This is a genomic window from Kocuria sp. KKT182 (genome assembly GCF_055635395.1).
In genome coordinates, this window is sequence record NZ_CM145757.1 from 1,316,958 (window position 1) to 1,341,474 (window position 24,517).

General features: G+C 74.6%; 21 protein-coding genes and 1 tRNA gene. 7 read left to right on the forward strand and 15 right to left on the reverse strand.

Translation table 11 applies throughout. The annotated features are described in order from the left end of the window. Positions 1–34: 34 nt before the first annotated feature. The gene (locus ACZ2G1_RS06050) at positions 35–1,075 is read left to right on the forward strand and encodes a magnesium and cobalt transport protein CorA (protein WP_017833370.1); all 1,041 of its coding nucleotides are present in this window, start codon (positions 35–37) and stop codon (positions 1,073–1,075) included. A 9-nt stretch (positions 1,076–1,084) separates the two neighbouring features. On the opposite strand, the gene ACZ2G1_RS06055 is transcribed toward ACZ2G1_RS06050, so the two are convergent. Beyond that, positions 1,085–1,840, reverse strand: a complete 756-nt coding sequence (locus tag ACZ2G1_RS06055; protein ID WP_017833369.1) for a DedA family protein — start codon at positions 1,838–1,840, stop codon at positions 1,085–1,087. Between the two features lie 123 nt (positions 1,841–1,963). Between ACZ2G1_RS06055 and ACZ2G1_RS06060 the strand changes: the two genes are divergently transcribed. Both ACZ2G1_RS06060 and ACZ2G1_RS06065 read left to right on the forward strand, forming a co-directional pair. Further along, a complete protein-coding gene (locus ACZ2G1_RS06060) occupies positions 1,964–2,974 on the forward strand; it encodes a mechanosensitive ion channel family protein (protein WP_017833368.1) in 1,011 nt (336 codons plus the stop codon). Next, positions 2,971–3,303, forward strand: a complete 333-nt coding sequence (locus tag ACZ2G1_RS06065) for an antibiotic biosynthesis monooxygenase family protein (RefSeq protein WP_017833367.1) — start codon at positions 2,971–2,973, stop codon at positions 3,301–3,303. Before ACZ2G1_RS06060 ends, ACZ2G1_RS06065 begins: the two co-directional genes overlap by 4 nt. Positions 3,304–3,309: 6 nt before the next feature. Here ACZ2G1_RS06065 and ACZ2G1_RS06070 read toward each other — a convergent pair whose 3' ends face one another. Further along, a complete protein-coding gene (locus tag ACZ2G1_RS06070; RefSeq protein ID WP_017833366.1) occupies positions 3,310–4,203 on the reverse strand; it encodes a LysR family transcriptional regulator substrate-binding protein in 894 nt (297 codons plus the stop codon). A gap of 120 nt (positions 4,204–4,323) precedes the next feature. Here ACZ2G1_RS06070 and ACZ2G1_RS06075 point away from each other — a divergent pair. Then, positions 4,324–4,396: transfer RNA gene (locus tag ACZ2G1_RS06075), tRNA-Ala, on the forward strand. Between the two features lie 88 nt (positions 4,397–4,484). Here ACZ2G1_RS06075 and ACZ2G1_RS06080 read toward each other — a convergent pair. The 5 genes from ACZ2G1_RS06080 to galU all read right to left on the reverse strand — a co-directional run bounded on the left by ACZ2G1_RS06080 (position 4,485) and on the right by galU (position 10,122). After that, positions 4,485–5,387: a tachylectin-related carbohydrate-binding protein gene (locus ACZ2G1_RS06080; RefSeq protein WP_017833365.1), complete on the reverse strand. Its 903-nt coding sequence runs from the start codon at positions 5,385–5,387 to the stop codon at positions 4,485–4,487. A 300-nt stretch (positions 5,388–5,687) separates the two neighbouring features. Further along, positions 5,688–7,334, reverse strand: a complete 1,647-nt coding sequence (locus ACZ2G1_RS06085; protein WP_017833364.1) for a CYTH and CHAD domain-containing protein — start codon at positions 7,332–7,334, stop codon at positions 5,688–5,690. A 168-nt stretch (positions 7,335–7,502) separates the two neighbouring features. After that, positions 7,503–8,405 (reverse strand): hypothetical protein, encoded by a 903-nt coding sequence (locus tag ACZ2G1_RS06090; RefSeq protein ID WP_017833363.1) that lies wholly within the window; start codon positions 8,403–8,405, stop codon positions 7,503–7,505. 155 nt (positions 8,406–8,560) lie between these two features. Next, a complete protein-coding gene (locus ACZ2G1_RS06095) occupies positions 8,561–9,193 on the reverse strand; it encodes a GNAT family N-acetyltransferase (protein ID WP_017833362.1) in 633 nt (210 codons plus the stop codon). Between the two features lie 14 nt (positions 9,194–9,207). Then, the gene (gene galU / locus ACZ2G1_RS06100) at positions 9,208–10,122 is read right to left on the reverse strand and encodes a UTP--glucose-1-phosphate uridylyltransferase GalU (protein ID WP_031282980.1); all 915 of its coding nucleotides are present in this window, start codon (positions 10,120–10,122) and stop codon (positions 9,208–9,210) included. Positions 10,123–10,283: 161 nt separating this feature from the next. Between galU and ACZ2G1_RS06105 the strand changes: the two genes are divergently transcribed. The 3 genes from ACZ2G1_RS06105 (at position 10,284) to cpaB (ending at position 12,158) form a co-directional block, all read left to right on the forward strand. Further along, on the forward strand, positions 10,284–10,925 hold the full coding sequence (locus tag ACZ2G1_RS06105; RefSeq protein ID WP_035924766.1) for a 5-formyltetrahydrofolate cyclo-ligase: 642 nt from the start codon (positions 10,284–10,286) through the stop codon (positions 10,923–10,925). Between the two features lie 63 nt (positions 10,926–10,988). Beyond that, complete coding sequence (locus ACZ2G1_RS06110) at positions 10,989–11,312, forward strand: FmdB family zinc ribbon protein (RefSeq protein WP_109222031.1); 324 nt, start codon at positions 10,989–10,991, stop codon at positions 11,310–11,312. A 129-nt stretch (positions 11,313–11,441) separates the two neighbouring features. Continuing rightward, entirely contained in the window at positions 11,442–12,158 is a 717-nt protein-coding gene (cpaB, locus tag ACZ2G1_RS06115) for a Flp pilus assembly protein CpaB (protein ID WP_052132814.1), read from the forward strand. On the opposite strand, the gene ACZ2G1_RS06120 is transcribed toward cpaB, so the two are convergent. The 8 genes from ACZ2G1_RS06120 to ACZ2G1_RS06155 all read right to left on the reverse strand — a co-directional run bounded on the left by ACZ2G1_RS06120 (position 12,127) and on the right by ACZ2G1_RS06155 (position 24,469). After that, entirely contained in the window at positions 12,127–12,408 is a 282-nt protein-coding gene (locus ACZ2G1_RS06120; protein ID WP_035924770.1) for a hypothetical protein, read from the reverse strand. The two genes, cpaB and ACZ2G1_RS06120, sit on opposite strands and share 32 nt — an antisense overlap. Next, a complete protein-coding gene (locus ACZ2G1_RS06125; RefSeq protein WP_470377583.1) occupies positions 12,398–16,192 on the reverse strand; it encodes a hypothetical protein in 3,795 nt (1,264 codons plus the stop codon). Before ACZ2G1_RS06125 ends, ACZ2G1_RS06120 begins: the two co-directional genes overlap by 11 nt. A 132-nt stretch (positions 16,193–16,324) precedes the next feature. Continuing rightward, positions 16,325–17,932 carry a glutamine-hydrolyzing GMP synthase gene (gene guaA / locus ACZ2G1_RS06130; RefSeq protein WP_109222029.1) on the reverse strand — a complete coding sequence of 536 codons (1,608 nt, stop codon included), beginning with the start codon at positions 17,930–17,932 and terminating at the stop codon, positions 16,325–16,327. A 23-nt stretch (positions 17,933–17,955) separates the two neighbouring features. Next, on the reverse strand, positions 17,956–18,540 hold the full coding sequence (locus tag ACZ2G1_RS06135) for a DUF3817 domain-containing protein (protein WP_017833355.1): 585 nt from the start codon (positions 18,538–18,540) through the stop codon (positions 17,956–17,958). Beyond that, positions 18,533–19,507 (reverse strand): SURF1 family protein, encoded by a 975-nt coding sequence (locus ACZ2G1_RS06140; RefSeq protein ID WP_115162885.1) that lies wholly within the window; start codon positions 19,505–19,507, stop codon positions 18,533–18,535. Before ACZ2G1_RS06140 ends, ACZ2G1_RS06135 begins: the two co-directional genes overlap by 8 nt. A gap of 101 nt (positions 19,508–19,608) precedes the next feature. Next, positions 19,609–20,730: a GuaB3 family IMP dehydrogenase-related protein gene (locus ACZ2G1_RS06145; RefSeq protein ID WP_017833353.1), complete on the reverse strand. Its 1,122-nt coding sequence runs from the start codon at positions 20,728–20,730 to the stop codon at positions 19,609–19,611. A gap of 34 nt (positions 20,731–20,764) precedes the next feature. Beyond that, a complete protein-coding gene (gene guaB, locus ACZ2G1_RS06150) occupies positions 20,765–22,327 on the reverse strand; it encodes an IMP dehydrogenase (protein ID WP_109243775.1) in 1,563 nt (520 codons plus the stop codon). Between the two features lie 42 nt (positions 22,328–22,369). Further along, positions 22,370–24,469: an acyltransferase family protein gene (locus tag ACZ2G1_RS06155; protein ID WP_272026009.1), complete on the reverse strand. Its 2,100-nt coding sequence runs from the start codon at positions 24,467–24,469 to the stop codon at positions 22,370–22,372. Positions 24,470–24,517 lie beyond the last annotated feature (48 nt).

Genomic DNA, 24,517 nt, shown 5'->3' on the forward strand with positions numbered 1-24,517 from the left:
GGCCGGTGGATCGGCCCCCGGGGATAATGGGCGCGTGAGCATCGTCGACAACGCCGTCTACCGGGGCGGACAGCGCATCGCGTCCCCCGCCACGCTCGAGGAGACCTACCGGCTGCTCGCCCGGCTGCGGACCGAGGACCCCCGCTGCACCGAGGCCGGGGAGCACTGCGTCCTCGTCTGGATCGGCCTGTACCGGCCCTCCGCGGACGAGCTCGACTCCCTGGCCGAGCAGTTCGGCCTGCACGAGCTCGCCGTGGAGGACATCCGGCAGGCCGAGCAGCGGCCCAAGCTCGACCGCTACGGGAGCACCCTGTTCACGGTGCTGCGCCCCGCCGTCTACCAGGACGCCACCGAGACGGTCGACTTCGGGGAGATCCACATCGTCACGGGACCCGGCTTCGTGATCACCGTCCGGCAGTCCGAGCACGGGCGGGTCGGGCGGGTCCGGACCCGGGTGGAGTCGCAGCCCGCCCTGCTGGTGACCGGCGCGGAGGCCGTGCTCTACGCGGTGCTCGACCAGACCGTGGACGACTACTACCCGGTGGTCGAGGGGCTCGAGAACGACATCGACGAGATCTCGGACGCCCTGTACTCCGGCTCCGGGGACGGCGTCGTCTCCCGGCGCATCTACCAGCTCACCCGGGAGGTCAGCGCGTTCCACCGGGCGGTCGCCCCGCTGGAGCTGGAGCTGCGGCAGTTCCTCGAGGAGCTCGCCGGGGCCGGCGCGCCCCGGGAGCTCCAGCATGTCCTGCGGGACGTCCTGGACCACCTGATCTTCGTCAACAACAAGGTCGAGTCCTTCCAGGCGTCCCTCACCAACGCCCTCATGCTGGACTCCACGCAGCTCGCCGCCCGGCAGAACGAGGCCGCGATCGAGCAGAACGAGCAGATGAAGCGGATCTCCTCCTGGGCGGCGATCCTGTTCGCGCCCTCGATCATCGGCTCCGTGTACGGGATGAACTTCAGGTTCATGCCGGAGCTGTCCTGGGTGTGGGGCTACCCCATGGCGCTGGGGCTGATGCTCGTGACGGGCGTGGTGCTCTACGTCGTGTTCCGGTTCAAACGGTGGCTGTGACCGCCGCGGTCACTGCTGCCCGCGCTCGCGGCGGGCGGAGTCGGACAGGCCCCGGCGGTTGCGCAGCACCCGCTTGAGCACCCACCACGCGATCAGGACCGCCACGGTGACGACCACGATCCGGGAGAAGATCCCGGCGTACTGCTCGGCGACGTGCCAGTTCTCGCCCAGGTAGAACCCGGCGAGCACGAAGATGGTGTTCCAGATCAGGGACCCCGCCGTGGTGAGCAGGACGAACGCGCTGAACGACATCCGCTCGATGCCGGCGGGGACCGAGATCAGCGACCGGAAGACGGGGATCATGCGCCCGAAGAAGACGGCGGCCTTCCCGTGCCGCTCGAACCACGCCTCGGTGCGGTCGAGGTCGTGCAGGTCGACCAGGGGCATCCGGTCCACGATCGCCCGCAGCCGGCGGCGGCCGAGCGCGGCACCGATCCAGTAGAGGGCCACGGCGCCGACCACCGAGCCCAGGGTCGTCCAGAAGATCGCCCCGCCGAGCGAGAAGCTGCCCTGGCTCGCGGTGAACCCGGCCAGCGGGAGGATCACCTCGGACGGCAGCGGCGGGAAGAGGTTCTCGAGCGCGACGAGCAGACCGGCGCCAGGAGCGCCGATGGCCTCCATGACGTCGACGGCCCAGCCGGCGACCCCGCCCAGCGTCTCGGCGCCGGAGTCCTGGGCCCCGGTGATCCGGGCGGCCAGGACGGCCGCGTCCGGGGCGGCGGTGAGGTCGGGGGCGGCGGTCGGGGCGGGGCTGGGTGCAGTCATGGGTCCTCGGCGGTGGGCGGGGCGGGGCGGGGCCCGGCGGGTGCGACCACCATTGTGCCCGACGCACCTCCGGATCGGCTGGACGGCTGACGGGTCGCGGACGTCGTTGGTTACGCTTCCTCCATGCTCCTCCCTGCCCCCCTCCTGATGTCCACCCCCGTGCCGGCCCTGGACCCGGTGTGGGAGTTCTGGCTCGACAAGCCGCTGCGGATCCTCCTGGTGCTGCTCGGCGCCTCGATCCTGGCCGCCGTGGTGCGGCTGCTGATCCGCCGGGTCACCGGGGGGATCGCGAAGGGCACCCGGTCACGGATCGTGCGCCGGATGGAGCGGGGCAGGCCGCGCTGGGTCGAGGACGCGGGACTGGCCGGCGCGCGGCAGTCCCAGCGCGCCCACACCATCGGCTCGGTGCTCTCGTCCGTGGGGACGGTGGTGATCTGGGCCGTGGCCCTGGTGATGATCATCTCGGAGCTCGACTACGACATCGGCCCGGTCCTGGCCTCCGCCGGCATCGCCGGGGTGGCCCTGAGCTTCGGGGCGCAGTCCCTCGTGAAGGACTACCTGTCCGGGATCTTCATGGTCGCCGAGGACCAGCTCGGCATCGGGGACGTCGTCGACCTCGGCGAGGCGAGCGGGACCGTGGAGTCCGTGGGGCTGCGCGTGACCCAGGTCCGGGACGTCAACGGCACCCTGTGGCACGTGCGCAACGGGGAGATCCTGCGCGTGGGCAACCAGTCCCAGGGCTGGGCCCGCTGCGTGCTGGACCTGCCGGTGCCCTACGACACGAACATCGAGCTGGTCACGGAGCTGATCCTGCACGAGGCGGGGCTGCTGCGGGACGACCCGAAGGTCGGCGAGTACATCACCGAGGACCCGGAGGTGTGGGGCGTGGAGGCCGTGACCGGGGAGTCCGTCACCGTGCGCGTGGCCGTCCGCACGGTCCCCCTCAAGCAGTGGGACGTGGCCCGGGCGCTGCGGCTGCGGATCAAGAAGATGCTCGACCGCGAGGGCCTGCACGTGCCCCTGCTGAACCAGACCGTGATCCGGCAGGCCGAGGCCGGGGTCGCGGCGCCCGGTCCGCCGGAGACGGGACAGGTCCGGTCGGTCCGGCGCGATGTGCCAGGATCGGACGCATGAGCATCGTCAAGATCAACGCCATCACCGTCCCGGCCGACTCCGGCGACGAGCTGGGCCGGCGCTTCGCCGCCCACAGCGGCTCCATGGCCGGGGTCGCGGGCTTCGAGGGCTTCGAGCTGCTGCGGCCCACGGACGGGCGCACGCAGTGGCTCGTGCTCACCCGGTGGGCCGACGAGGACTCCTACGACGCCTGGCGGTCCTCGCAGGACTTCGCCCGGTCCCACGGCGGCCCCGCCGGGGAGGGCGAGCGCCCCCGGCCCGTGGGCACCGCCTCGGAGCTGTGGTCCTACACGGTGGCCGTCGAGCAGCAGTCCCCCGGACAGCAGTAGGCGCCCTCAGCGCCGGCCACGGCCGCCGGACCGGCGGCCGCCCTTGGGCCCGCCGCGACCGGACCGCGCCCCGCCCCGGGGCGCGCCCGCCCGCCGCGCCCCCTGCGGGGGCTGTCCCCCACGGCGCGACGACGGGGCCCGTGCCGGACCCGCTTTGGCGGCCGGCCGGTCCTCCGCGGCCGGGGACGCCGGTGCGGCAGCACCCCGGGAGCTGTTGAGCCCCCTGCCGCGGACGACGCCCACGAAGTCCTGCACGAGCTCCTCCTGCTCCTCCGTCAGGTCCTGCGGCCACACCAGCGCCACGGGGACCGTGGCGGCATCGGGCACCACACGGTGGACGAGGTCCTTGCGGTGGTGCAGCCGGGCGAGCGACATGGGCAGGACGACCAGCCCCAGGCCCGCGGCGACGAGCTCGACGGCGTCCCGGGCGTGGCGCATCGGGGGCAGCGGCGCGTCCGCGGCGACAGCCTCCGGGGAGCGCAGCCGGTGGCGCTCGGGGAGGGTCGCCGGCTCCTGCAGCAGCACCTCGTCCACGAGCTCCGCGACCGGCACCTCGTCGAGCAGGGTCAGCTCGTGGTCCCGGGGCAGCACCACGACCTGCTGCTCCGCGTAGAGCTCCACCGCCCGGTACTCCTCGCGCAGCGTGGCGAGGTCGTCGACCCCGGGGCGCGGGTGCGCGGGCAGCCGCACGAAGCACGCGTGGGCGCGCCCCGCTCCCAGCTCCTCCTCCCACGCGTCCGTCTCGAGCGGGCGCTCGGCGAGGACGCGGCCGGGGTTGCGGTCCCGCCACCGGAAGAACCACTTGCCGGGCATCACGCCGGGGACGAAGGCGACCGCCAGGTCTGCCGTCTCGCCGGCCTCGTCGGCTGCGGGGTCGTGGGGTCCGGGCGCGTCGTCCATGCCGGTCAATCTACCCACTGCCGGCCCTGCTCCCCGACCACCGGCGGGAACCGCCCCGGACGCGCCGGGCGCCCGAGATGCGAAACCGGCGCGGGATGTATACGATGGAACGGTTGCTCCGGGGCTATAGCTCAGTTGGTAGAGCGTTTCGTTCGCAATGAAAAGGTCAGGGGTTCGATTCCCCTTAGCTCCACCGGAGGCGAAGGCCCCCGCTCGGCACAACGCCGGACGGGGGCATTCGTCGTGCGCGGGCCGTCGTCGTGCGGGCCGGGAGCCGCTCGCTAGTTCCCGTAGAGGACGTGCTCGAAGTTCCACCCGTTGCCGATCCTGCGCCCGGTGCCGTTGTTGGCCCAGCGCGGCGTGCCGTTGTTGCGCCCCTCGTGGCGGTACCAGAACAGGTCTCCGTCGAACGCGACCGCGTAGACGATCCCGCCTCCGCCGCCGAAGACGTGGGCGAAGTCCCACCCGCTGCCGACCTTGCGCCCGCGTCCGTTGTTGGCCCAGCGCGCCGTGCCGTCGCCGCGTCCCTCGTGGCGGTACCACAGCAGGTCCCCGTCGTGCTCCACCGCGTAGATGATCCCGTCGCCGCCGGCGAAGACGTGGGCGAAGTCCCACCCGTTGCCGATCTTGCGCCCGCGTCCGTTGTTGGCCCAGCGCGGCGTGCCGTTGCTGCGCCCCTCGTGGCGGTACCAGAAAAGGTCACCGTTGCCCTGCACCGCGTAGAGGACCCCGGCGCCGCCGGAGAAGACGTGGGTGAAGTCCCACCCGCTGCCGACCTTGCGCCCGCGGCCCCGGTTGGCCCAGCGCGCCGTGCCGTCGGCCGCGCCCTCGTGGCGGTACCACAGGAGGTCCCCGTCGTGCTCGACCCCGTAGACGACCCCGGCGCCGCCGGCGAAGACGTGGGCGAAGTCCCACCCGCTGCCGACCTTGCGCCCGGTGCCGTTGTTGGCCCAGCGCGGCGTGCCGTTGCTGCGGCCCTCGTGGCGGTACCACAGCAGGTCCTTGTCGTCCTCGACCCCGTAGATGACGCCGTTGGTGCTGGGAGCGGCGGCAGCCGTCGTCGGAACGGCCCCGACGGCGACAGCGGAGGCCACTGCGGTGCCGGCCGTCAGCAGTCCGCGGCGGGACATCACCAGGGAGATCCCGGACGGGGTCGGCCCGTCCGGCTGGGTGTGCTCGGTCATCACGCACTCCTCGGGTGCTGGAAGCCGTCCCGGCGGCCGTCCTCACCGGCCGACCGGGCAGTCGAGTCCGGGCCGGGAAACGCGCGAGAACGCTAACGGCCCGTCGACTGCGACCATCGTCCCCCCGTCCCCGTGACCCGGGCATGACTACTGCGACGGAACCGGACAGGCCGGCCCCGGCCGCCCGCCGCCCCGGGTGCAGACGGGGCCGGGGCGGCTCCGGCAGGGCTCAGGCGGGTCGTGGCGCGCCCCGCCGGAGCCTCTCGGGAGGCGTCCGCGCGGTGGCGTCCGGAGCGCCGCTCAGGCGAGGTCCTCCCGCAGCTGGGACAGGAGCACCCCCACCACGTCCGCCCCGCCGTCGGTCCCGGCCCGCAAGCGGAGGACCTCGGCGCCGTGCAGCGCCCCCACGGCGTAGCGGTCCGCACCGGAGCGCCCGAGGGCGGCCGCCGTGCCCGCGAGCCACCGCTCCACCACCGCGGCGTCCATGATCCGGCCCAGCTCGTCCTGGTAGTCCTCCGCGTCCCGGGCCGCGCGCCGCAGCTGCTTGCCCGGCCGGTGCCCGGTCCGGCCGAGGACGGCGTCGACGTAGCGCACGCGCTTGACGGCCTTGCGGACATCGTGCAGGTGCTCCAGCTGCCCCTCGCCGCCCGGGCCGCCGGCCAGCTCCGCCTCGGCCACGCGCACCACCTTCCGCAGGGCCCGGTGCACCACTGCGTCGGCGACCTCACGCCCCGAGAGCCGGGTGCACTCCTCGGTCAGCGGCGGACGGGCGGCGAAGTCCTGGACGTCCGCCAGGAGCCGCAGGTGCTCCTGGCCCGTGACGTGCCTGCGCACCTTCGCGGCCGCCGTCCGTGCCTCCTCCTCGGCCCGCTGCCGCAGGCTCTCCGCCGCGGCCGGCCCCACCCGCCCCTCGAGCGCCTCCACGCGCCCGGCCAGCAGCTCCGCCGTGACCTCGGCGTCCCGGGCCGCGGACAGCGTCCGGGCGAGCTCCCGCAGCCGGGCGTCCAGCTCCTCCGCCGCCGCGCCGTCGAAGAACGGCTTGGCCGCCCTCAGCACGCTGCGCAGGGAACGGGACGTCACGCGCATCTGGTGCACCGCGTCCGGGACGTCGAGGCGGACCCTGAAGTCCCAGAGCACCAGCTGTTCGGCGAGCTCCCCGAGCACCGCGCGCAGCACGTCCGGCCCGCCCGCCGGCTTCCCCTTCCTTCCCGCCTTGTTCTTGTTCTTCTTGTTCTTCTTGTTCTTCGTGCCGCTCCCGGCCTTCTTGCCGCTCCTGCCCTCCGGCTGCTTCTCGTCCTGCTTCCGGCCGGGCCCCGCCGGGGCGTCGTCGTCCTCGCCGAGCGCACGGGCGATCTTCGCCCGGGAGGTGGACGGCTTCCCGCCGGCCGCGAAGACCACGGCCTCGACCGCGGCGAAGATCTGCTCCTGGCGCACCTCGGGCACCGTGCCGTCGAGGAGCTCGACCTCCCACTCCGACCAGGACCGCGCCGTTCCCGTGCGCTCGTCGACGGCGTCCACGACGTCCACGGCGAGCTCCGCGACCGCCGCCCCCGTGCTGTCGCTGATCCGGTGCACCTGCCGCACGGTGCGGAGGGTCGCCACCGGCCGCAGCTCCTGTCCCCCGGTCAGCCCGGCGAGGAGGTTCCGCACGGACGCGGGCATCCGGTCCGGGGTGCGCAGCAGCGGCACCTGCAGCTCGTGGCGTCCGTCCGCGCCCTGGAACTTCACGTGCCACCCGTCGTCGGCCCCGCCCCGGCGGCGGCGCAGCGCGACCAGGCGCCGCCCCAGGGCCATGTCCTCGGTGTCGTGGTAGACGGCCTCCATGCGGTGCTCCACGGGCTCCGCCGAGACGGTGCACCCCTCCAGCGTGCTCCAGTCCACCCGGGCCTCGGCGCCCTCCGGGAACTCGTACTTGCGCTCGACCTCGCGGTGGGCGACGGCGGTCATGGGTGTCCTCCTGGTCGGGGCCACCGGTCGCCGGAACCGGCGGCCGGCCGTTGCGGCGATGATACCGGGGCCGTGCACGGCCCCCGGGGACGCGAACCGCCGCGCGCCCCGGCGGGGGCGTGCGGCGGTGCGTGCGGCCCGGTCGACCGGGCCGGGTGGTGCGTGCGCTCAGGCGCGGCGGCGCTTGAGGACGTCGTCGAGGTCGAGGGCGGCGCGGCGCTGCTCCTCGCCCGTGCGCACGGCGTCCTTCAGGCTCGCGGAGCGGGCGGCGGGCTGCTCCGGCACCGGCAGCGGCTCCGGCTCCGGGCGCTGGACCACGGGCGCCTCGGCGTAGGTCGGACGCGGCACGGGCACCGGCTCCCACGTCCGGGCAGCGGCGGCCGGTGCGGACTCTCGGGCCACGCGGAGCGCCTCGGCCCGCAGCTCCTCGACCGTGAAGGCGGCGGGTGCGGGCATCCGGGGCTGCTCCTCGGGGGTGGGCAGGTCGAGGTCCTCGGCCGTCCGGCGCGACTGCTCGCGGACCTCCTCCGCCACGACGTGCTCGTTGTCGAACAGGGCGACGTCCTCGCGGGGGGCGTGCGGCTCCGCCTCCGCCTCCGGCGCCCGGACCGCGGGGCGCGACGCACGGCGGGCGGCCCGGTCCTGGACGGCCAGGTAGCGCAGGGACAGGACGGCGCCGACGCCGAGCAGCAGCAGGAAGACGGGCCACGGCCAGCTCACCGCGGCGGAGAACGGTGCGACCACGGCGGTGACGAGTGCGGCCAGGAGGGCGGCGCACCCGGCGAGGAGGATCACGGCGCGGTCCCGCCTGATGCGCAGGTGCCCTCTGCCGGTGCGTCCGGGGTCGCCGTCGGCGGGCCGGGGGACGGTGTCGGTGGTCGCCATGATGTTCCTTCGTCGGCGGGACGCGGGTGGGGGCTGCTCGATCGGCGCGGGGAGACCGTCGGGGCCGGCCGTCTCGGCCGGCGCCTCGACGGGGAGCTCCCGGCGGCGCTGCAGTCGCGGCGCGACCCAGAACAGCGACAGCGCGCACACCACGGCCAGCACGGCCGAGCTGCTCACCCAGATCATGGTCGCGGTCCTGCCTTCGTGGTCGCCGGATCGAGCGGACGGGGGACGCCGGCGCGCTGCGCCGGCGTGTCCGGGGCCCGGGCTCGGGCCGTGAGGAACAGCCTACTACCGCGGGGGCGCGCCTGTGGGTATCCCTGTGGACACGCCCGGCCGGGTCACTGCCACACGGCGGGGCGGTCCGATCCCGTGAACCGGCGGACGAGTCCCTCGGGCGCCTCCGGCGCGGTGAGCGCGAAGCTGCGGTGGTCCGTCCAGCGCCCGTCGATGTGCAGGAAGTCCTTGCGCAGCCCCTCGTCCCGGAACCCGAGCTTCTCCACCACCCGCAGGGACTTGGTGTTCTCCGGCCGGATGTTGATCTCGATCCGGTGCAGCCCGAGGCCCTGGAAGCAGTAGTCGGTGGCCATGGCCACCGCCATGGGGGCCACGCCGCGTCCCGCCTGGTCCCGGTCCACCCAGTACCCCAGGGTCGCGGACAGGAACGACCCCCACGAGATCCCGGAGACGGTCAGCTGGCCGACGAGACCGAACCGCTCCGTCCCCGGGACCCGCTCCGTGATGAGGAAGGGCAGGGCCGTGCCCTGCCGGGCCTGCTGGTCGAGGGTGCGCACGAACTGCCCGAACGTGGGCGGGGCCCCGCCGGGTGCGGGGTTCGTGGCCTCCCACGGGTCGAGCCAGTCCCGGTTGCGGGCGCGCACGACGTCCCACTCCCGGCGGTCCCCCCGGGCCAGCGGACGCAGCCGGAGGTCCCCCCAGGAGACGGTGACGGGCCACCGGAACTGTCCGGCCACGGGAGCGCGGTCTCTCAGCCGACCGGCAGGGTCCGGGTGTACTCCCTGAGCCACTCGCACAGCTCGGGCCCGAGGTCCTCGCGCTCCGAGGCCAGGATGATGTTGGCCTTGAGGTAGCTGAGCTTGTCGCCGGTGTCGTAGCGACGGCCCTTGAAGACCACCCCGTACACCCCGCCGCCCTCGCCCTCGCGCTGGGCGAGGGTCTGCAGCGCGTCGGTGAGCTGGATCTCGTTGCCGCGCCCGGGGGCGGTGTTCTCCAGCACCTCGAACACCTCCGGCACCAGCACGTAGCGCCCGATCACGGCCAGGTTGGACGGAGCGTCCTCCGGGGCCGGCTTCTCCACCAGCCCGTTGATCCGCACGTAGTCCTCCCCCTCCACCGCGGTGACGTCCGCGCAGCCGTAGGCGCTGATCTGCTCGGCCGGGACCTCCATCAGCGCGACCACGGAGCCGCCGGTGCGCTCCTGCACGGCGATCATCTCGGTGAGCAGCTCGTCCCGGGCGTCGATCAGGTCGTCGCCCAGCAGCACCGCGAAGGGCTCGTCACCGATGTGGATCTTCGCCCGCAGCACCGCGTGCCCCAGTCCCTTGGGGTCCGCCTGGCGCAGGTAGTGGATCTCGCCGAGCTCGGAGGCGTGCTCCACCGCCCGCAGCAGATCGGTCTTGCCCGACTCCTCGAGCTGGTGCTCCAGGGCCGGCACCCGGTCGAAGTGGTCCTCCAGCGCCCGCTTCGAGCGCCCGGTGATCATCAGGACGTCCTGGAGACCGGCGTCGACCGCCTCCTGGACCACGTACTGGATGGCCGGCCGGTCCACGACCGGCAGCATCTCCTTGGGCATGGCCTTCGTCGCGGGGAGGAACCGGGTGCCGAGCCCGGCGGCAGGAATGACGGCCTTCCGGACCGTCCGGGGGTTGCTGTTTCCACTCATGCGCTCAGGCTAACGGATCGGGGGCTCCCACCAGCGGATTCCCGCCCGGGCACGCTTGCCCGCCGCGGTGGTGCGCGGCTAGCCTCGCACCACCGGCCCGCCAGGGCCGGCGCGTCCGGGCGCCGCCCGGGCCGAGCGTCGGACGAGGAGCGGACACGACGATGACCGACCCCCGCGGTCCCGCCGAGGCCAAGACCCGGCTGCGCCGGCAGCTCGTGGCGGCCCGCGCGCGGCGCTCCCGGGCCGCCCGCGAGCACGCCGCCGTGGCCTTCGACCGGCACCTGACCGAGCTGCTGGCCGACCGCCCGCACCTCGACGTCGCCGCGTACCTGCCGCTGGCCACAGAGCCGCCCCTCGAGCCCGCTCTCGTCACGGCTCACCACCGCGGCCACCGGATCTGGGTGCCCGTGTGCGAGCCCGGGCGCCGGCTCTCGTGGGCGCGGTGGACGCCGGACACCCCCGAGCGGTCCGGCGGCGCGGGCGGACTGCGCGAGCCCGTGGGCGCCCGCCACGGCGCGGAGGTGATGCACGCGGTGGGTCTGCTGCTGGTGCCCGCACTCGCCGTGGCGCCCGGCGGCGCGCGGCTGGGCTTCGGCGGCGGCTACTACGACCGCTTCCTCGCCACGCTGCCGCGCACGGCGCACCCGGAGCTGCGCACCGTGGTGTGCGTCTTCGCCGACGAGGTCCTCCCGGCCGGGTCCGTGCCGGTCGAGGAGCTCGACGCCCCCGTGCCGCTGGCCCTCACGGAGAACGGGACCGTGCGGCTGGAGGGGCCCGCCGGTCCGGCGCGGGGAACACGGTAGAATCGGCAGTCGACCCCTTCGAGTGCCAACGAGCGCGCTCGTCGACCCTTCCCAGGAGGACCCATGCCCGTCTACGCCTACGCCTGCAAGGACTGCGGCCACGCGTTCGACATCCGCCAGTCGTTCAGCGAGGACGCCCTGACCGTCTGCCCGGAGTGCGACGGGGGTCTGCGCAAGAAGTTCAACACGGTGGGCGTGGTGTTCAAGGGCTCCGGCTTCTACCGCAACGACTCGCGCTCCGGCGGCGCGGACGCGGGCGCCTCCACGTCCTCCGCGTCCTCCACCGCCGAGCCGGCGGCGCCGGCGAAGACCGCGACCCCGGCGACCGCCGGTGCGGGCGCGTCCTCCTCGTCCGCCTCCGCGACCGCGGGCGGGTCCTCCGACTGAGCCGGTCCCCGGACGCCGCCCCGGCGTCCGCACTGCACGGGAGGCACCTCCCGGGCGGCGCTGCCCGCCCCTCCCCAGGCGGCCCCGGAACGGCGGGGTCCCGGGCACCCGGCCCGTAGCGTGCCCGGCATGAGCCGCCGCCCCCGGACCGTCCGACGCCGCTACCCGCTGTCCCTGCACCTGCGCTCGGCACTGTCCCGGCGCCGCCGGCTGGTGGCCGCGCTGCTCCTCGGGCTCGCGGCGGCCCTGGTGGTCCTGCGGCTCGGCCCGCCCCAGACCAGGACGGTGCCGGTGGTCACCGCCGCCGAGGCGCTGCCCGCGGGCACGGTGGTCACCCCGGAGCGGCTCGCGGTGGCCGCCTATCCCCACGGGCTGGCGCCGGAGGGTGCCGTGGCCGACCCCGCGGAGCTGTCCGGGCGCGTCCTGGCGGGCGCCGCGGGCCCCGGGCAGCCGCTGACGGAGACCGCGCTCGTGGGCCCGGGACTGCTGACGGGACAGGACGGGGGCGTCACGGCGGTGACGCTGCGCATCGACGACCCCGGTGTGCTGCGGCACGTGCGCGCGGGCGACCACGTGGACGTCGTCCACCTGCCCGACGGCGCCGCGCCGGGCGGGCGTCAGGTCCTGGGCCGGGGCCTGCCCGTGCTGTGGGTCTCCTCCGCGGACCCCGGCGGGGACGGCGGTCTGCTCGCCGGGCCCGGCACCTCCGAGGAGGAGGGGCTGCTGGTGGTGGGGGCCCCGCACGAGGGCGCCGCGCAGCTCGCGGGCGCGGACGGCACCGGGCGCACCACCGTGGTCCTCGTCCCGGCGCCGGTCAGTCCCAGTGCGGAGGCCGCTGGGCCCTGAGCCAGTCCTCGTGGGCCCGCTCGGAGGCCTCGTCCGCCCGGTCCGCGTCCGCCGCGGACGCCCGCCCGTCCAGGCCGGGCAGGCGCGGCTCCGCCCCGGTGGACGTGCCGTCGGTGAACGTGCCCCCGGTGGCACGCCTCGGCCCGCGCCGGCGGGGGCGCGGGGCGGCGGGCACGTCCCGCCGGGGGGCGCGGTCCGGCTCGGCGGGCCCGGGGTCCCCGCCGGACGCCGGGCCCGGCTCAGCCGGCACGGTCACCCCGCTGCGGGGCGGCGGGCAGGCCGAGATAGCGCCGGATCAGCTCGGCGACGGTGTCCGGGTCGGTGAAGACCTCGATGGTCCACAGCGTGAGGTAGTTCCAGCCGGTGCGCTCGAGCTGCTGGGGCCGCAGCCGCGAGCGCTCCCGCACGGACAGGGCGGCGTTCTCCGGCGAGCCGTCGGACTGCCCGGCCACGGGGATCCGCAGCGGCCGGCCCTCGGCACGGGTGCGGCCCGGGACCACGGCCCCCGCGGACAGCGACTCCGTGCCGGCCCAGGCGACCAGGTCGAGGACGCCCGCGTAGTCCAGCCGCACCGAGGCACCGCGCTCCACCAGCCGGCGGGCGAGGTCGACCACCAGGGCGTCGTCGTGGGTGTCCCGGGCCTCCTCCTCCCCCGGCGACAGGCCGCCGAGGTGCGCGGCGAGCACACGGGCGAAGTCCCGCGCGCCGTGCTGGAGGCCCTTTCCCTCCATCTCCCCCGGGTGCAGGGAGGTCACGATGCGGGTGCTGTGGCGGGCCCGGGTCATGCCGAGCACGAAGTGCTGGCGGCCGTGCCGCTCCGACAGCGCCCCGAGGTACGGCACGGTGCGCCCGTTGGCCGTCTTGCCGAAGCCCAGCGAGAAGATGACGGTGTCCCGCACGATGCCCGCCGCCCGGTGCAGGTCGACCACCCGGAAGGACTCGGGGCCCGGGGCGAAGAAGGCCGCGGCGGCGGGCTCCTCGCGCATCCGCTGCCGGACGGCCTGCGCGATCCGCGCGGCGTGCACCGCGCTGGCCGTGACCACGGCCAGGGACCGGCGCGGGTGGCGCGCGGCGTGCTCGAAGACGAGCTCCACGACGCGCCGCACCTCGGCGGCGGGCGCCTGGATGCCCTCGATCCCGGCGGTCAGGGCGCCCACGCCGTCCGGGACGTACTCGACGTCGAGGACGGGGGTGGTCCCGGTGACGGACTCACCGTGCGGGAGCCTGCTCAGGCGCCCGCCGTAGAACTGCTCGTTGAGGTGGCGGAAGACCTGCTCGTCCATGGACCGGTACACGGTCCGCAGCGTCCGCTCCGGCACCACGCGGGAGAGGGCGTCGAAGGCGCTGTCCACCTCGACCACCGGCTGGGCGCCCGGGGCGGGCACCGCGGTGGGCGCCACCGTGAACGGCTGAGGACGGCCCAGGTGCGGGTCCCCGAACGCGATGACCTGCCGGCACCGGGTCAGCGCCGGCAGCACCGCCGCGAGCGGGGAGCTCTCGGCGTCCAGCACCACCACGGCGTCGAAGTCGTGGTCCTCGGGCAGCGCCGCGGAGAGCACCAGGGGGCTGGCCGTCCAGACGGGCACCAGCGAGCCGATCAGCTCGCCCGCCGAGGCGCTGACCTCCTCGAGCGGGGCGGCCCCCGCCCGGAGCATGCGGCGCAGGGCGGCCGCCGCGCGCGGGGAGCGCCGGACGGTGCGCTGCCAGCGGTCGGCGAGCTCCCAGAGGAGCCGGCCGGCCCCGGAGGCCACGTGCGCCGTGTCGGCGCGGCGGAACACGGACTCCACCTTGCGCAGGGTGTGCCCCTCCGGCATCGCCAGGAAGTCGTCGCCGGTGATCATGGCCTCGAGCGTGGACTGCCACCACGCGAGGTCGAACTCCCCGGAGACCTCCGCGCGGGGCACGGTGCGCCGGACGAGGTCGTCCACGAGCTCGCCGAGGCCCTGGCCGCGCAGCTCGTCGAGCAGGACGGTGCGCTCGGGCAGCACGGCGAGGTTCTCCTCGTCGTTGATGAGCCCGTCCAGGGTCTCGCGCAGCCGGTCGATCGGCAGCCCCAGGAGGTCGGCGCCGGTGGACGAGCCCTCGAGGGCGATGGCCAGGCCCTCGAGGTCCTCCACGAAGCGGGCCTGCACGGCCGCGAGCTCCTCGACCCGCTCGGAGACGACCGGGTGCGTGGACGAGGTGGCCCACTCCCGCCACCGCTCCCGCTCCGACTGCACGCGCAGCAGGGCGGCGTGCAGGTCCGAGAGGTGCACCCCGTGCCGGATGTACTCCTTCGCGGCCTTGCGCAGCCGTGAGCGCTGCAGCCCGGTCATCTCGATCCCGTGCTCCCGCCGCCAGCCGGACCCGGCGGTCGCGGCGACCAGGTCCGTCACGGGCCGGTCGTAGATGTCGGGCGTGAAGCGGGTCAGGGAGTCCTGGACCTCCTGCAGCAGCCGCAGCTGCCGGCCCCACTCGGGCACGGTCGTGCCGCCGCGCAGCCCGCTGGTGGCCAGGACGTGCCGCATCCCGGTCTCGAGGGTGGTGAGCTCCAGGAGCAGGGACTGGGCCAGCCGGTGCGCCTGCCGGGCCTCGTCCTCGTTGACCAGGCGCGCCCCGGTCCAGGGCCCGGCCAGGGTCCCGGCGTCGAAGGCCCCGAGCTCGGCGGCGCGCTCGAGCCGGGCGACGGCGTCGCCGCGCTCCGTGACGGCGTCGAGCACGGAGCGCGGGAACCGCACGGCCGTGGCGGGCGCCGGCCGGCGGGAGGTCAGCTCGGCGAGCGCCTGCACGGCCCGGTACGGGGAGACGGACCACCGGGGCCGCACGGTGTGCAGGGACCGCACGTGCTCGGCGAGCTGGTCCCGGCTGGTGCGCAGCGTCTCGTGCAGCTCGGCGAGGTCCGGGCGCTCGGCGCGCTCGTTGCGGGCCACCGCCCGGACGAGCTGCTGGGCCACGTCGGCGTCGCTGAGCTGGGAGGACAGCGGCAGGACGGCGGTGCCCAGGCCCAGCCCGTCCATCCGCCGCCCGAACGCGGCGAGCGTGGTGCGCCGCTCGCCCAGGACCAGGACGGTCCGGCCGGCGGCCACGAGGGTGCCCACCGTGTTGACGGCGGTGTCGAGCTGCCCGGTGCCGGGGGCCGCGGTCACCACGAAGGAGTGGCCCTGGGCGGCGAGGTCGAGGACCTCCTGCTGGGGGCCGTCGGCGTCGAGCAGGAGGAGCTCGTCGGCGGGGTCGCGCTGGTCGAGCGGGGGCGCGTCGTCCGTGATCTCCTCGACCTGGGGGATCCGTCCGACCGCGGAGTCCTTGAGCCGGGCGAGGTCCCGGACCACCGCGGTGCGGGCCACGACCGACAGGTCGGCGGGCCGGTCGTGCAGATCGGCGAACGTGGAGACGAGCAGCTTGTGCTCGACGTGCATCCCGGGCACCGCCCCGGCGAGGGTGCGCAGGGTCTCGAGGGCGGGGGCCGGGTCGAGCCGGCGGGTGCCGTAGGCGAGGCGGGCGAGCTCGCCGGAGGTCAGGTCCACGCCGTGGTCCGCGGCCAGCCGGCGGACCATGGCGGGGTTGAGCCGGGCGGGGCCGACGAGCTGGAGCTCGAAGTCGTCGAGGTCCGGGCGCGGCTTCAGGGCGAGGGGCGCGAGCAGGACGGGGGCGATCCAGCGGCGCTGTCCGGCGCCGGTCGGGTCGGAGCCCCGGGGCCGGGCGAGCCAGGACGCGGTGCCGGCGGCGAGGTACGCGGCGTCCAGCCCGTGGTTGACCGACAGCTCGTGGGTCTTGGTGCGCAGGGACCGGGCCGCGCGCACGGCGTGCCCGTAGGCCTCGGGGTCGTGCACGATCGTGGACAGGCGGGTGGGGCGGCCCATGAGCAGCTGGGCCTGCCCCGAGGAGTTCGCCTCGGTGAGGTCGATGCAGACGTTGTCGACCTGGTTGAAGTCCAGCAGCGTGTCCGGGCCGGTGTAGGCGTCCATCTGGCGGGTCCAGGGCTGCAGCGAGACGCGCGGGGGCTGCGCCCGGGAGGTGTCCGACTCCTGGGGGGTGCGGTCGGCTCCGATCGACATGGTTCTCCTCCTGCGCCTCGGCCCGGGGGCCGGGCACCGCTCACGCACGGGTCGAGCGGTCCGTGCGGACCGCTCGACCCCGGCTGCTCGTGTACCGCCCGTGCGGGGCGGGCCCTGGGCCCGCCCCCGGGCCTACTCCCACTCGATGGTGCCCGGGGGCTTGGACGTGACGTCCAGGACCACCCGGTTGACCTCTTCGACCTCGTTGGTGATGCGGTTGGAGACGCGGGCCAGCAGGTCGTAGGGCAGGCGCGACCAGTCGGCGGTCATCGCGTCCTCGCTGGACACGGGACGCAGCACGATGGGGTGCCCGTACGTGCGGCCGTCGCCCTGCACGCCCACCGAGCGCACGTCCGCCAGGAGCACGACCGGCATCTGCCACACCTCGTCGTCGAGCCCGGCGCGGGTCAGCTCCTCGCGGGCGATGGCGTCGGCGCGGCGCAGGACCGCGAGGTTGGCCTCCGTGATCTCCCCGATGATGCGGATGCCCAGCCCGGGGCCGGGGAACGGCTGGCGGCCCACGATCTCGTGGGGCAGGCCGAGCTCGCGCCCCACGGCGCGGACCTCGTCCTTGAACAGCGTGCGCAGCGGCTCCACGAGCTCGAACTGCAGGTCCTCGGGCAGCCCGCCCACGTTGTGGTGGCTCTTGATGTTGGCGGCGCCCTCCCCGCCGCCGGACTCCACCACGTCGGGGTAGAGGGTGCCCTGGACGAGGAAGCGCACGGGCTCGCCCTCCCGGGCGGCGGTCTTGGCGACCTCCTCCGCGGCGGCCTCGAAGGAGCGGATGAACTCCCGGCCGATGATCTTGCGCTTCTGCTCGGGGTCGGTGACGCCGGCGAGCGCGGTGAGGAAGCGCTCCTTCTCCTCGGCCACGTAGAGGTTGACGCCGGTCGCGGCCACGAAGTCCTGCTCGACCTGCTCGGCCTCGCCCTCGCGCAGCAGCCCGTGGTCCACGAACACGCAGGTGAGCTGGTCGCCCACGGCCCGCTGGACCAGGGCGGCGGCCACGGCGGAGTCCACGCCGCCGGAGAGACCGCAGATCACGGACGCGGAGCCGACCTGCGCGCGGATCCGCTGGACGTGCTCCTCGATGATGTTGCCGGTCGACCAGGTGGGCTCGACCCGGGCGCCGTCGAAGAGGAAGTGCTCGAGCACCTGCTGCCCGTGCACGGAGTGCTTGACCTCCGGGTGCCACTGCACGCCGTAGAGCCGGCGGGCGTCGTCGGCGAACGCGGCCACCGGGGTGGTCTCCGTGGAGGCGAGCACCTCGAAGCCGGCGGGGGCCTCGACGACCGAGTCGCCGTGGCTCATCCACACGGTCTGGGTGCCCGGGGAGCCCTCCAGGATGGAGGCCGTGGGACCGCCGACGGCGGTGGCGGTGGTGGCCCCGTACTCGCGGGCGCCGGTGTGCGCGACGGTCCCGCCGAGGGCCTGCGCCATGGCCTGGAAGCCGTAGCAGATGCCCAGGACGGGCACCCCGGCCTCGAAGAGCGCCGCGTCCTGCTGCGGTGCGTCCTCGGCGTAGACGGAGGAGGGGCCGCCCGAGAGGATGATCGCCGCCGGGTTCTTGGCGAGGATCTGCTCGGTCGACCAGGTGTGGGGGACGATCTCGGAATAGACACTGGCCTCGCGGACCCGGCGGGCGATCAGCTGCGCGTACTGCGCGCCGTAGTCGACCACCAGGACCGGGCGCTGCTCCAGATCGGTGCGGGTCTCAGCTGTTTCGGTCACGCCCTCCATCCTAGGCCAGGCGCGGGGAGGGCTCAGTACCGCTTCGCGGCCTTCGGGTTGGCGCGCAGCTCGGCGGTGGTGGAGGCGTGGATCTTGCGCTCCACCACGAAGGACAGGAACGGCACCACGCCGCCCAGGGCCATCACCACGAGCTGCGGGAAGGGCCAGCGCATGAGCGTCCAGATCCGGAAGCAGGAGATGAGGTAGACCACGTAGAACCAGCCGTGCACGATGAGGATCCACGTGGAGATGTTGACCCCGCCCGCGAGGTTCTCGAGCTCGAGGTCCTGCCAGCCGAGGGCCACGGTCTCCCCCGTGGCCCGGTCGGTGCCGCCCGCGACGAGGTCGTAGCCCAGTCCGTAGCGGGTGATCATCTCGGCCACGAGCAGGAGCAGGAAGGTCCCGGAGATCCACGCACAGACCATGTAGAAGCCCAGGGCCCCGCGGATCTGGGCCTCGGTGCCCCCGAAGCGGCGGCGCGGCTGCAGGGCGGCCGCCCGGCGCGGGACGCGGCCCGGGGACGCCGCCTCCGCGGGGCGGGCGTCCGGCGGGAGGGAGACCCGCACCCCGTCGGTGCGGTCCTTCGGGGCGGGGGTCGGCTGCGTGGGTTCAGTCATGGTGGGCTCCGGTCCTGTCCTGGGTCCTGTCGTGGGTGCTGGGCTCGCCGGCCCGGGCGCCGGGCTGGTCGTCGAACCAGTAGTACTCCCCCGCCTCGGGGTCGTAGTAGTAGTAGCGCCCGGCCGCCTCGTCGTAGTAGTACTCGCCCTCGAAGTAGAAGTACTCCTCGGGGTTCTGCTCGCGCTGCCACTCGTCGCGCACGAACCGCCACCAGATGTAGAGGGCGAACCCGGCGAAGACCACCCACTCGACCGCGTAGAAGAGGTTGAGCAGGTTCACGGACTCGTCCGTGGGCTGCTGGTCGATGTCGAGCCGGGACAGCCCCGGGCTCAGCAGCGCGGCGTCCGGGGCGAGGGTCCCGTCCCCGGCGAGCTGGAACGGCGCGGACGCGGGGTTCTCGGCGAAGGCGGCCAGGTACCCGGACCACAGCGGGGCGTCCCAGCGGTTGGTGAGCTGCGCCGGGGACACCGTGCCCACCTGCCCCGCGGGCAGGTCGGCGCCGGGCACCGGGCCCTCGGCGGGCAGGTACCGGCCGACGACGTCGACGGCGCCCGCCGGCTCCTCCGGCACGGCGGCGGGATCGGCGGTCCAGCCGCGGGCCACCGCGAGGGTGAGCTCCCCGCCGGCGTCCGGCCACAGCTGCCCGGTGTCCGGGACGTCGAGGGCGGTGACGGCCCACCAGCCCTCCGTCCCGTCCTGCAGCCGGCCCGGGACCAGGACGGTGGACCCGTCCCGGTAGTCGCCGGTGACGGTGACGAGCTGGTCGGCCTGCGCGGCGGTCACGGGGGCGCCGGCCTCGGCGGCCTCGGTGAGCGGGACGGCCACGTCCTTCGCGGGGTCCGCGACCGTGCGGGACTGCTCGCTGGACTCCAGCTGCCACTGGCTCAGCAGCACGAAGCCCACGGCCAGCCCGAGGCTCACGATCAGGGCGAGGATCGAGCGGGGGCGCAGGGCGGTCGTGAGCACCCGTCAAGGCTAGTGCGCCTTCCTGGGCGTTCGCCAGTTGCGGCGGGGGCCCGTGCCGGGCCGGCGGGGCGCGGCACTGGCCCCCGCGGGGCGGTCGCGGGTCAGCCGCGGATGACCACCTCGGCGCGCTGGAACTCCTTGAGCTCCAGGTACCCGGTGGTGGCCATCGAGCGGCGCAGCGCGCCCACGAGGTTGGAGGTGCCGTCCACGTGGCGGGACGGCCCGAAGAGCACCTCCTCGAGGGGGCCCACGGTGCCCACGCGGGTGCGGAGCCCGCGCGGCAGCTGCCCGTGGTGGGCCTCCGCGCCCCAGTGCCAGCCCTGCCCGGGCGCCTCCTCCGTGCGGGCCAGCGCGGTGCCGAGCATCACGGCGTCCGCGCCCATGGCGAGCGCCTTCACGATGTCCCCGGAGACCCCCACGCCGCCGTCGGCGATGACGTGGACGTAGCGCCCGCCGGACTCGTCGAGGTAGTCCCGGCGGGCGGCCGCGACGTCGGAGATCGCCGTGGCCATGGCCGCGTGGATCCCCAGGGTGTTCTGGATGCGCATGGACGCGCCGCCGCCGAAGCCCACGAGCACGCCGGCCGCGCCCGTGCGCATGAGGTGCAGCGCCGGCGTGTAGCCCGCGGCGCCGCCCACGATGACCGGGACGTCGAGGTCGTAGATGAACTTCTTGAGGTCCAGCGGCTCCTGGTTGCGGGAGACGTGCTCCGCGGAGACCGTGGTCCCGCGGATCACGAAGACGTCCACGCCGGCGTCCAGGACGGTGCGGTAGTGCTCCACCGTGCGCTGCGGCGTCAGGGACCCGGCGACGATGACGCCCGCCTCGCGGATCTGCGCCAGCCGGGCCGTGATCAGCTCCGGCTGGACGGGCGCCTCGTAGAGCTCCTGCATCCGGCGCGTGGACGCCGGGGCGTCCTCGCCGGAGAGCGCCGCGATCTCGTCGAGCACCGGCTGCGGGTCCTCGTAGCGGGTCCACAGCCCCTCGAGGTCCAGCACGCCCAGTCCCCCGGCGCGGCCGAGGGCGATGGCCGTCTCCGGGGACGTCGCCGAGTCCATCGGGGCGCCCAGGAACGGGATGGAGAACCGGTAGGCGTCGATCTGCCAGTCCGTGGACACGTCCCGGGGGTCGCGGGTGCGGCGGGAGGGGACGAGGGCGATCTCGTCCAGGGAGAAGGTGCGGCGGGCGCGTTTGGAGCGGCCGATCTCGATGTCGTAGCTCATGGTGTCCTTTCCGAACGGTGCTGCGGACGGTCGCTCAGCGCTGGTAGTTGGGGGCCTCGACGGTCATCGTGATGTCGTGCGGGTGGGACTCCTTGAGCCCGGCCGGCGTGATCCGCACGAACCGGCCCTCGTGCTTGAGCTCCTCGACGGTGTGGGCGCCCACGTAGAACATCGTCTGGCGCAGGCCGCCGTCGAGCTGGTGGACCACGGCCGAGAGCGGGCCGCGGTACGGGACCTGGCCCTCGATGCCCTCGGGGATGAGCTTCTCGTCGCTGGCGACGTCGGCCTGGAAGTAGCGGTCCTTGGAGTAGGAGGTGTTCTTGCCGCGGGACTGCATGGCCCCCAGCGAGCCCATCCCCCGGTAGGTCTTGAACTGCTTGCCGTTGACGAAGATCAGCTCGCCCGGGGACTCGTCGCAGCCCGCGAGCAGGGACCCGACCATCACGGAGTCCGCGCCGGCCACGAGCGCCTTGCCGATGTCGCCGGAGTACTGCAGGCCGCCGTCGGCGATCAGGGGCACGCCCGCCGGGATCGCCGCCTTCGCCGCCTCGTTGACGGCGGTGATCTGGGGGACGCCCACGCCGGCGATGATGCGGGTGGTGCAGATCGAGCCGGGGCCCACGCCCACCTTCACGGCGTCCGCCCCGGCGTCCACGATGGCCTGCGCGCCGTGGCGGGTGGCCGCCTGCCCGCCGATGACGTCCACGTGCGCGGCGGCGGTCTCCGCCTTGAGCCGGGCGATCATGTCCAGCACGCCCTGGGAGTGCCCGTTGGCGGTGTCGATGAACAGGGCGTCCACGCCGGCCTCGACGAGGGTCATGGCCCGTTCGAAGCCGTCGCCGAAGAAGCCGACGGCGGCGCCGACGCGCAGCCGGCCCTCGTCGTCCTTGGTGGCGTGGGGGTACTGCTCGGCCTTGGTGAAGTCCTTGATCGTGATCAGGCCGGTGAGCCGGCCGGCGTCGTCGACGAGCGGCAGCTTCTCGATCTTGTTGGTCGCCAGGAGCCGGTGCGCGTCGTCCTTCGCCATCCCGACCTTGCCGGTGATCAGCGGCATGGGCGTCATGATCTCGTGCACCCGGCGCCGCGGGAACTCGCTCTCCGGCAGGTACCGGGTGTCGCGGTTGGTGATGATCCCCAGCAGCTTCTGCTCGGCGTCCACGACGGGCAGCCCGGAGACCCGGTAGTAGCCGCAGAGCCGGTCCAGCTCCTCGAGGGTCGCCTCCGGGGAGATGGTGACGGGGTCGGTGATCATCCCGGACTCGCTGCGCTTCACCCGGTCCACGTGCTCGGCCTGGTCCTGGATCGAGAGGTTGCGGTGGATCACGCCGATGCCGCCCTGGCGGGCCATCGCGATCGCCATCGAGGACTCGGTGACGGTGTCCATGGCGGCGGACAGCAGCGGCACCTCCAGGTCGATTCGCCGGGACAGGCGGGTGCGCGTCGACGCCTCGGACGGGATGACGTCCGTGTTGCCGGGCAGCAGCAGCACGTCGTCGTAGGTCAGCCCGGTGAACCCGAACGGGTCCTCGGACAGGGCGGTGGGGACGGCGGTATCCGACACGGTGGGGCCTTTCAGCTTCGAGGGAGTCGCGATCATTCTACGGGCCGGGTCCCGGCCGGCGGACGGCTGTGGCCGCTCTCACGACCCGGCGGGGAACCCTGCCCCGTCCGCGCGCAGGGCCTCCTCGACGCGCTCCGCGAACAGGGGCGCCAGGCTCCGCACGTACTCGACGGTGAGGTGGTTGTTGTCCCAGTACGTGAACACGTTGCCGATGACCGGGACGCAGGTGCCGTCCGGGCAGATGAGGTCCCCCATGTCGACCATCGTGACCCGCGGCAGCTCGGCCACCGGGGCCAGCGGGCTGTCCGGGCCCAGGATCACGTGGGAGGCGGCGCACTCGGGGGCGTCGGCCCCGTGGTCCGCGGCGCAACGCGCGGGGACGAAGTCGAACCGGGCGTTGTCGCGCAGGCCGAGGACCTGGATGCCGCGCTCCGCCAGCCCGCGGATGCGCTGCTCCATCCCGGGGGTGAACTGCTCCTGGTCCTCGTCCGTGCTGCGGGTGCCCTGCACCAGCACCAGGTCCGGGTCCACGGCCTCCACCACGGGGTCGGCGCCCTCGAGCCAGCGCGCGCACGCCTCGTGGTCGGCCACCTGCTCCTCGGGCAGGGCGTACAGGCAGTTGCCGCGGATGTAGGTGACCACCCGCCAGTCGTTGCGCTCGGCCAGGAGCTCGACGGCGGGGATCCACTGGTGCACGTGGCTGTTGCCGATCACCAGCATCGTGGCGGCGGGCTCGGGGTTCGGGACGGTGTCGAAGCACCACTGCCGGAAGCGCTCGCCGACCCCCGTGCCGGGCGGGCAGGGCTCGCCGAGCGACGGCTTGGCGTACGGCTCCCCGGTGATCACGGGGACGGTCTCGGCGTCCGGGTCGCCCTCGTACCGGAAGCCCGGCAGCAGGGCCGCCGCCCCGGGGTTGTTGCGGTCGGCCGACGCCGCGATCTCCACCGCCCGCCGCTCCTCGGCCACCCGGGCCGCGGTCACCGGGACCGCGACCGCCGCCAGGCACACCACGATCACCGCGGCCAGCCGCAGCCGGGACCGCTCGGGCCAGGCCCAGCGCTTGAGCGGGTCCTCGACCAGCCGGGTGGCCAGCACCGCGAGCACCAGGCAGACCAGCACGATCGCGACCCCCGACCGCGGCCCGGCCATGGGCCGGTCCCGCAGCACGAGGTAGGTGACCAGCACGGGCCAGTGGATCAGGTACAGCGCGTAGGCCGAGTCCCCCAGCCGCACCAGCGGCGCCGAGGCGAGGATCCGGTCCAGCCCGAAGCGCGACCCGGACTGCCCGGCCACGATGATCGCCGCGGCCGAGAGCAGCGGCCACAGCGCGATCCACCCGGGGAACGCCCCCTGCACGTCGACCAGCACCCCCACCGAGACCATGCTCACCAGCCCGGCCCAGCCCAGGACCACGCGCACCCTGCGGCCGGGCCGCAGCCAGGGCACCGCGAGGGCCAGCAGGGACCCGAGGGCGAACTCCCACAGCCGGGTGCGGGTGTCGAAGTAGGCGAACTCCTGCTGGACGGCCGTGCTGTGCACCGACCACGCCAGGGAGGCCGCGAAGACCACCCCGAAGACGACCGCCAGCACCGGCACGGGGCTCCACCGGGTCCGCCGGGAGATCAGCCAGGCGGCGGCGAAGACCAGGGGCCACAGCAGGAACACCTGTCCCTGCACCGACAGGGACCAGAAGTGCTGGAACGGCGAGGCGGTCGAGTGGTCGGCGGCGTAGTAGTCCACCGCGTTGAGCGCCAGCGCCCAGTTCTCCGCGTAGAACACCGAGGCCAGCGCCTCGGCGCGCCACTGCCCGGCGTCGTAGCCCGGGTAGAGCAGCTCCACCAGCACCAGGGTGCCCAGAATCGTGAGCACCGCCAGGGGCAGCAGCCGCTTGAACACGTGCAGCCAGTACCGCCCCAGCGCCAGCGGCCTCCCCGCCTCGAGCTTGCGCACGAAGGACAGCGTCAGGAAGAAGGCCGAGATCAGCAGGAACACGTCCACGCCCCCGGAGACCCGGCCGAGGAACACGTGGTAGACCACCACGAGCAGCACCGCCACCGCGCGCAGGCCCTGCACCTCGGGCCGGAAGCCCGAGTACCGTCCGGTCCGCCGCCGGGCCGCGTCCCCGCGGTCGGCGGTCCCGGTGGACGGTTGCGGAGCGGCGGCGTGCACGGTGGCCACGGGGGCACCTCCAGGAGGGAGCGTCCCGGACGCGGCCGCGGGGCGGCG

Bases quoted from the DNA above. Each gene is read 5' to 3' on its own strand.
- ACZ2G1_RS06055 (WP_017833369.1), bottom strand. From the start codon at position 1,840: ATGACTGCACCCAGCCCCGCCCCGACCGCCGCCCCCGACCTCACCGCC.
- ACZ2G1_RS06125 (WP_470377583.1), bottom strand. From the start codon at position 16,192: ATGTCGATCGGAGCCGACCGCACCCCCCAGGAGTCGGACACCTCCCGG.
- galU (WP_031282980.1), bottom strand. From the start codon at position 10,122: ATGAGTGGAAACAGCAACCCCCGGACGGTCCGGAAGGCCGTCATTCCT.
- cpaB (WP_052132814.1), top strand. From the start codon at position 11,442: ATGAGCCGCCGCCCCCGGACCGTCCGACGCCGCTACCCGCTGTCCCTG.
- ACZ2G1_RS06085 (WP_017833364.1), bottom strand. From the start codon at position 7,334: ATGACCGCCGTCGCCCACCGCGAGGTCGAGCGCAAGTACGAGTTCCCG.
- ACZ2G1_RS06145 (WP_017833353.1), bottom strand. From the start codon at position 20,730: ATGAGCTACGACATCGAGATCGGCCGCTCCAAACGCGCCCGCCGCACC.
- ACZ2G1_RS06070 (WP_017833366.1), bottom strand. From the start codon at position 4,203: ATGGACGACGCGCCCGGACCCCACGACCCCGCAGCCGACGAGGCCGGC.
- ACZ2G1_RS06105 (WP_035924766.1), top strand. From the start codon at position 10,284: ATGACCGACCCCCGCGGTCCCGCCGAGGCCAAGACCCGGCTGCGCCGG.
- ACZ2G1_RS06065 (WP_017833367.1), top strand. From the start codon at position 2,971: ATGAGCATCGTCAAGATCAACGCCATCACCGTCCCGGCCGACTCCGGC.
- ACZ2G1_RS06080 (WP_017833365.1), bottom strand. From the start codon at position 5,387: ATGACCGAGCACACCCAGCCGGACGGGCCGACCCCGTCCGGGATCTCC.
- guaB (WP_109243775.1), bottom strand. From the start codon at position 22,327: ATGATCGCGACTCCCTCGAAGCTGAAAGGCCCCACCGTGTCGGATACC.
- guaA (WP_109222029.1), bottom strand. From the start codon at position 17,932: ATGGAGGGCGTGACCGAAACAGCTGAGACCCGCACCGATCTGGAGCAG.
- ACZ2G1_RS06060 (WP_017833368.1), top strand. From the start codon at position 1,964: ATGCTCCTCCCTGCCCCCCTCCTGATGTCCACCCCCGTGCCGGCCCTG.
- ACZ2G1_RS06090 (WP_017833363.1), bottom strand. From the start codon at position 8,405: ATGATCTGGGTGAGCAGCTCGGCCGTGCTGGCCGTGGTGTGCGCGCTG.
- ACZ2G1_RS06135 (WP_017833355.1), bottom strand. From the start codon at position 18,540: ATGACTGAACCCACGCAGCCGACCCCCGCCCCGAAGGACCGCACCGAC.
- ACZ2G1_RS06110 (WP_109222031.1), top strand. From the start codon at position 10,989: ATGCCCGTCTACGCCTACGCCTGCAAGGACTGCGGCCACGCGTTCGAC.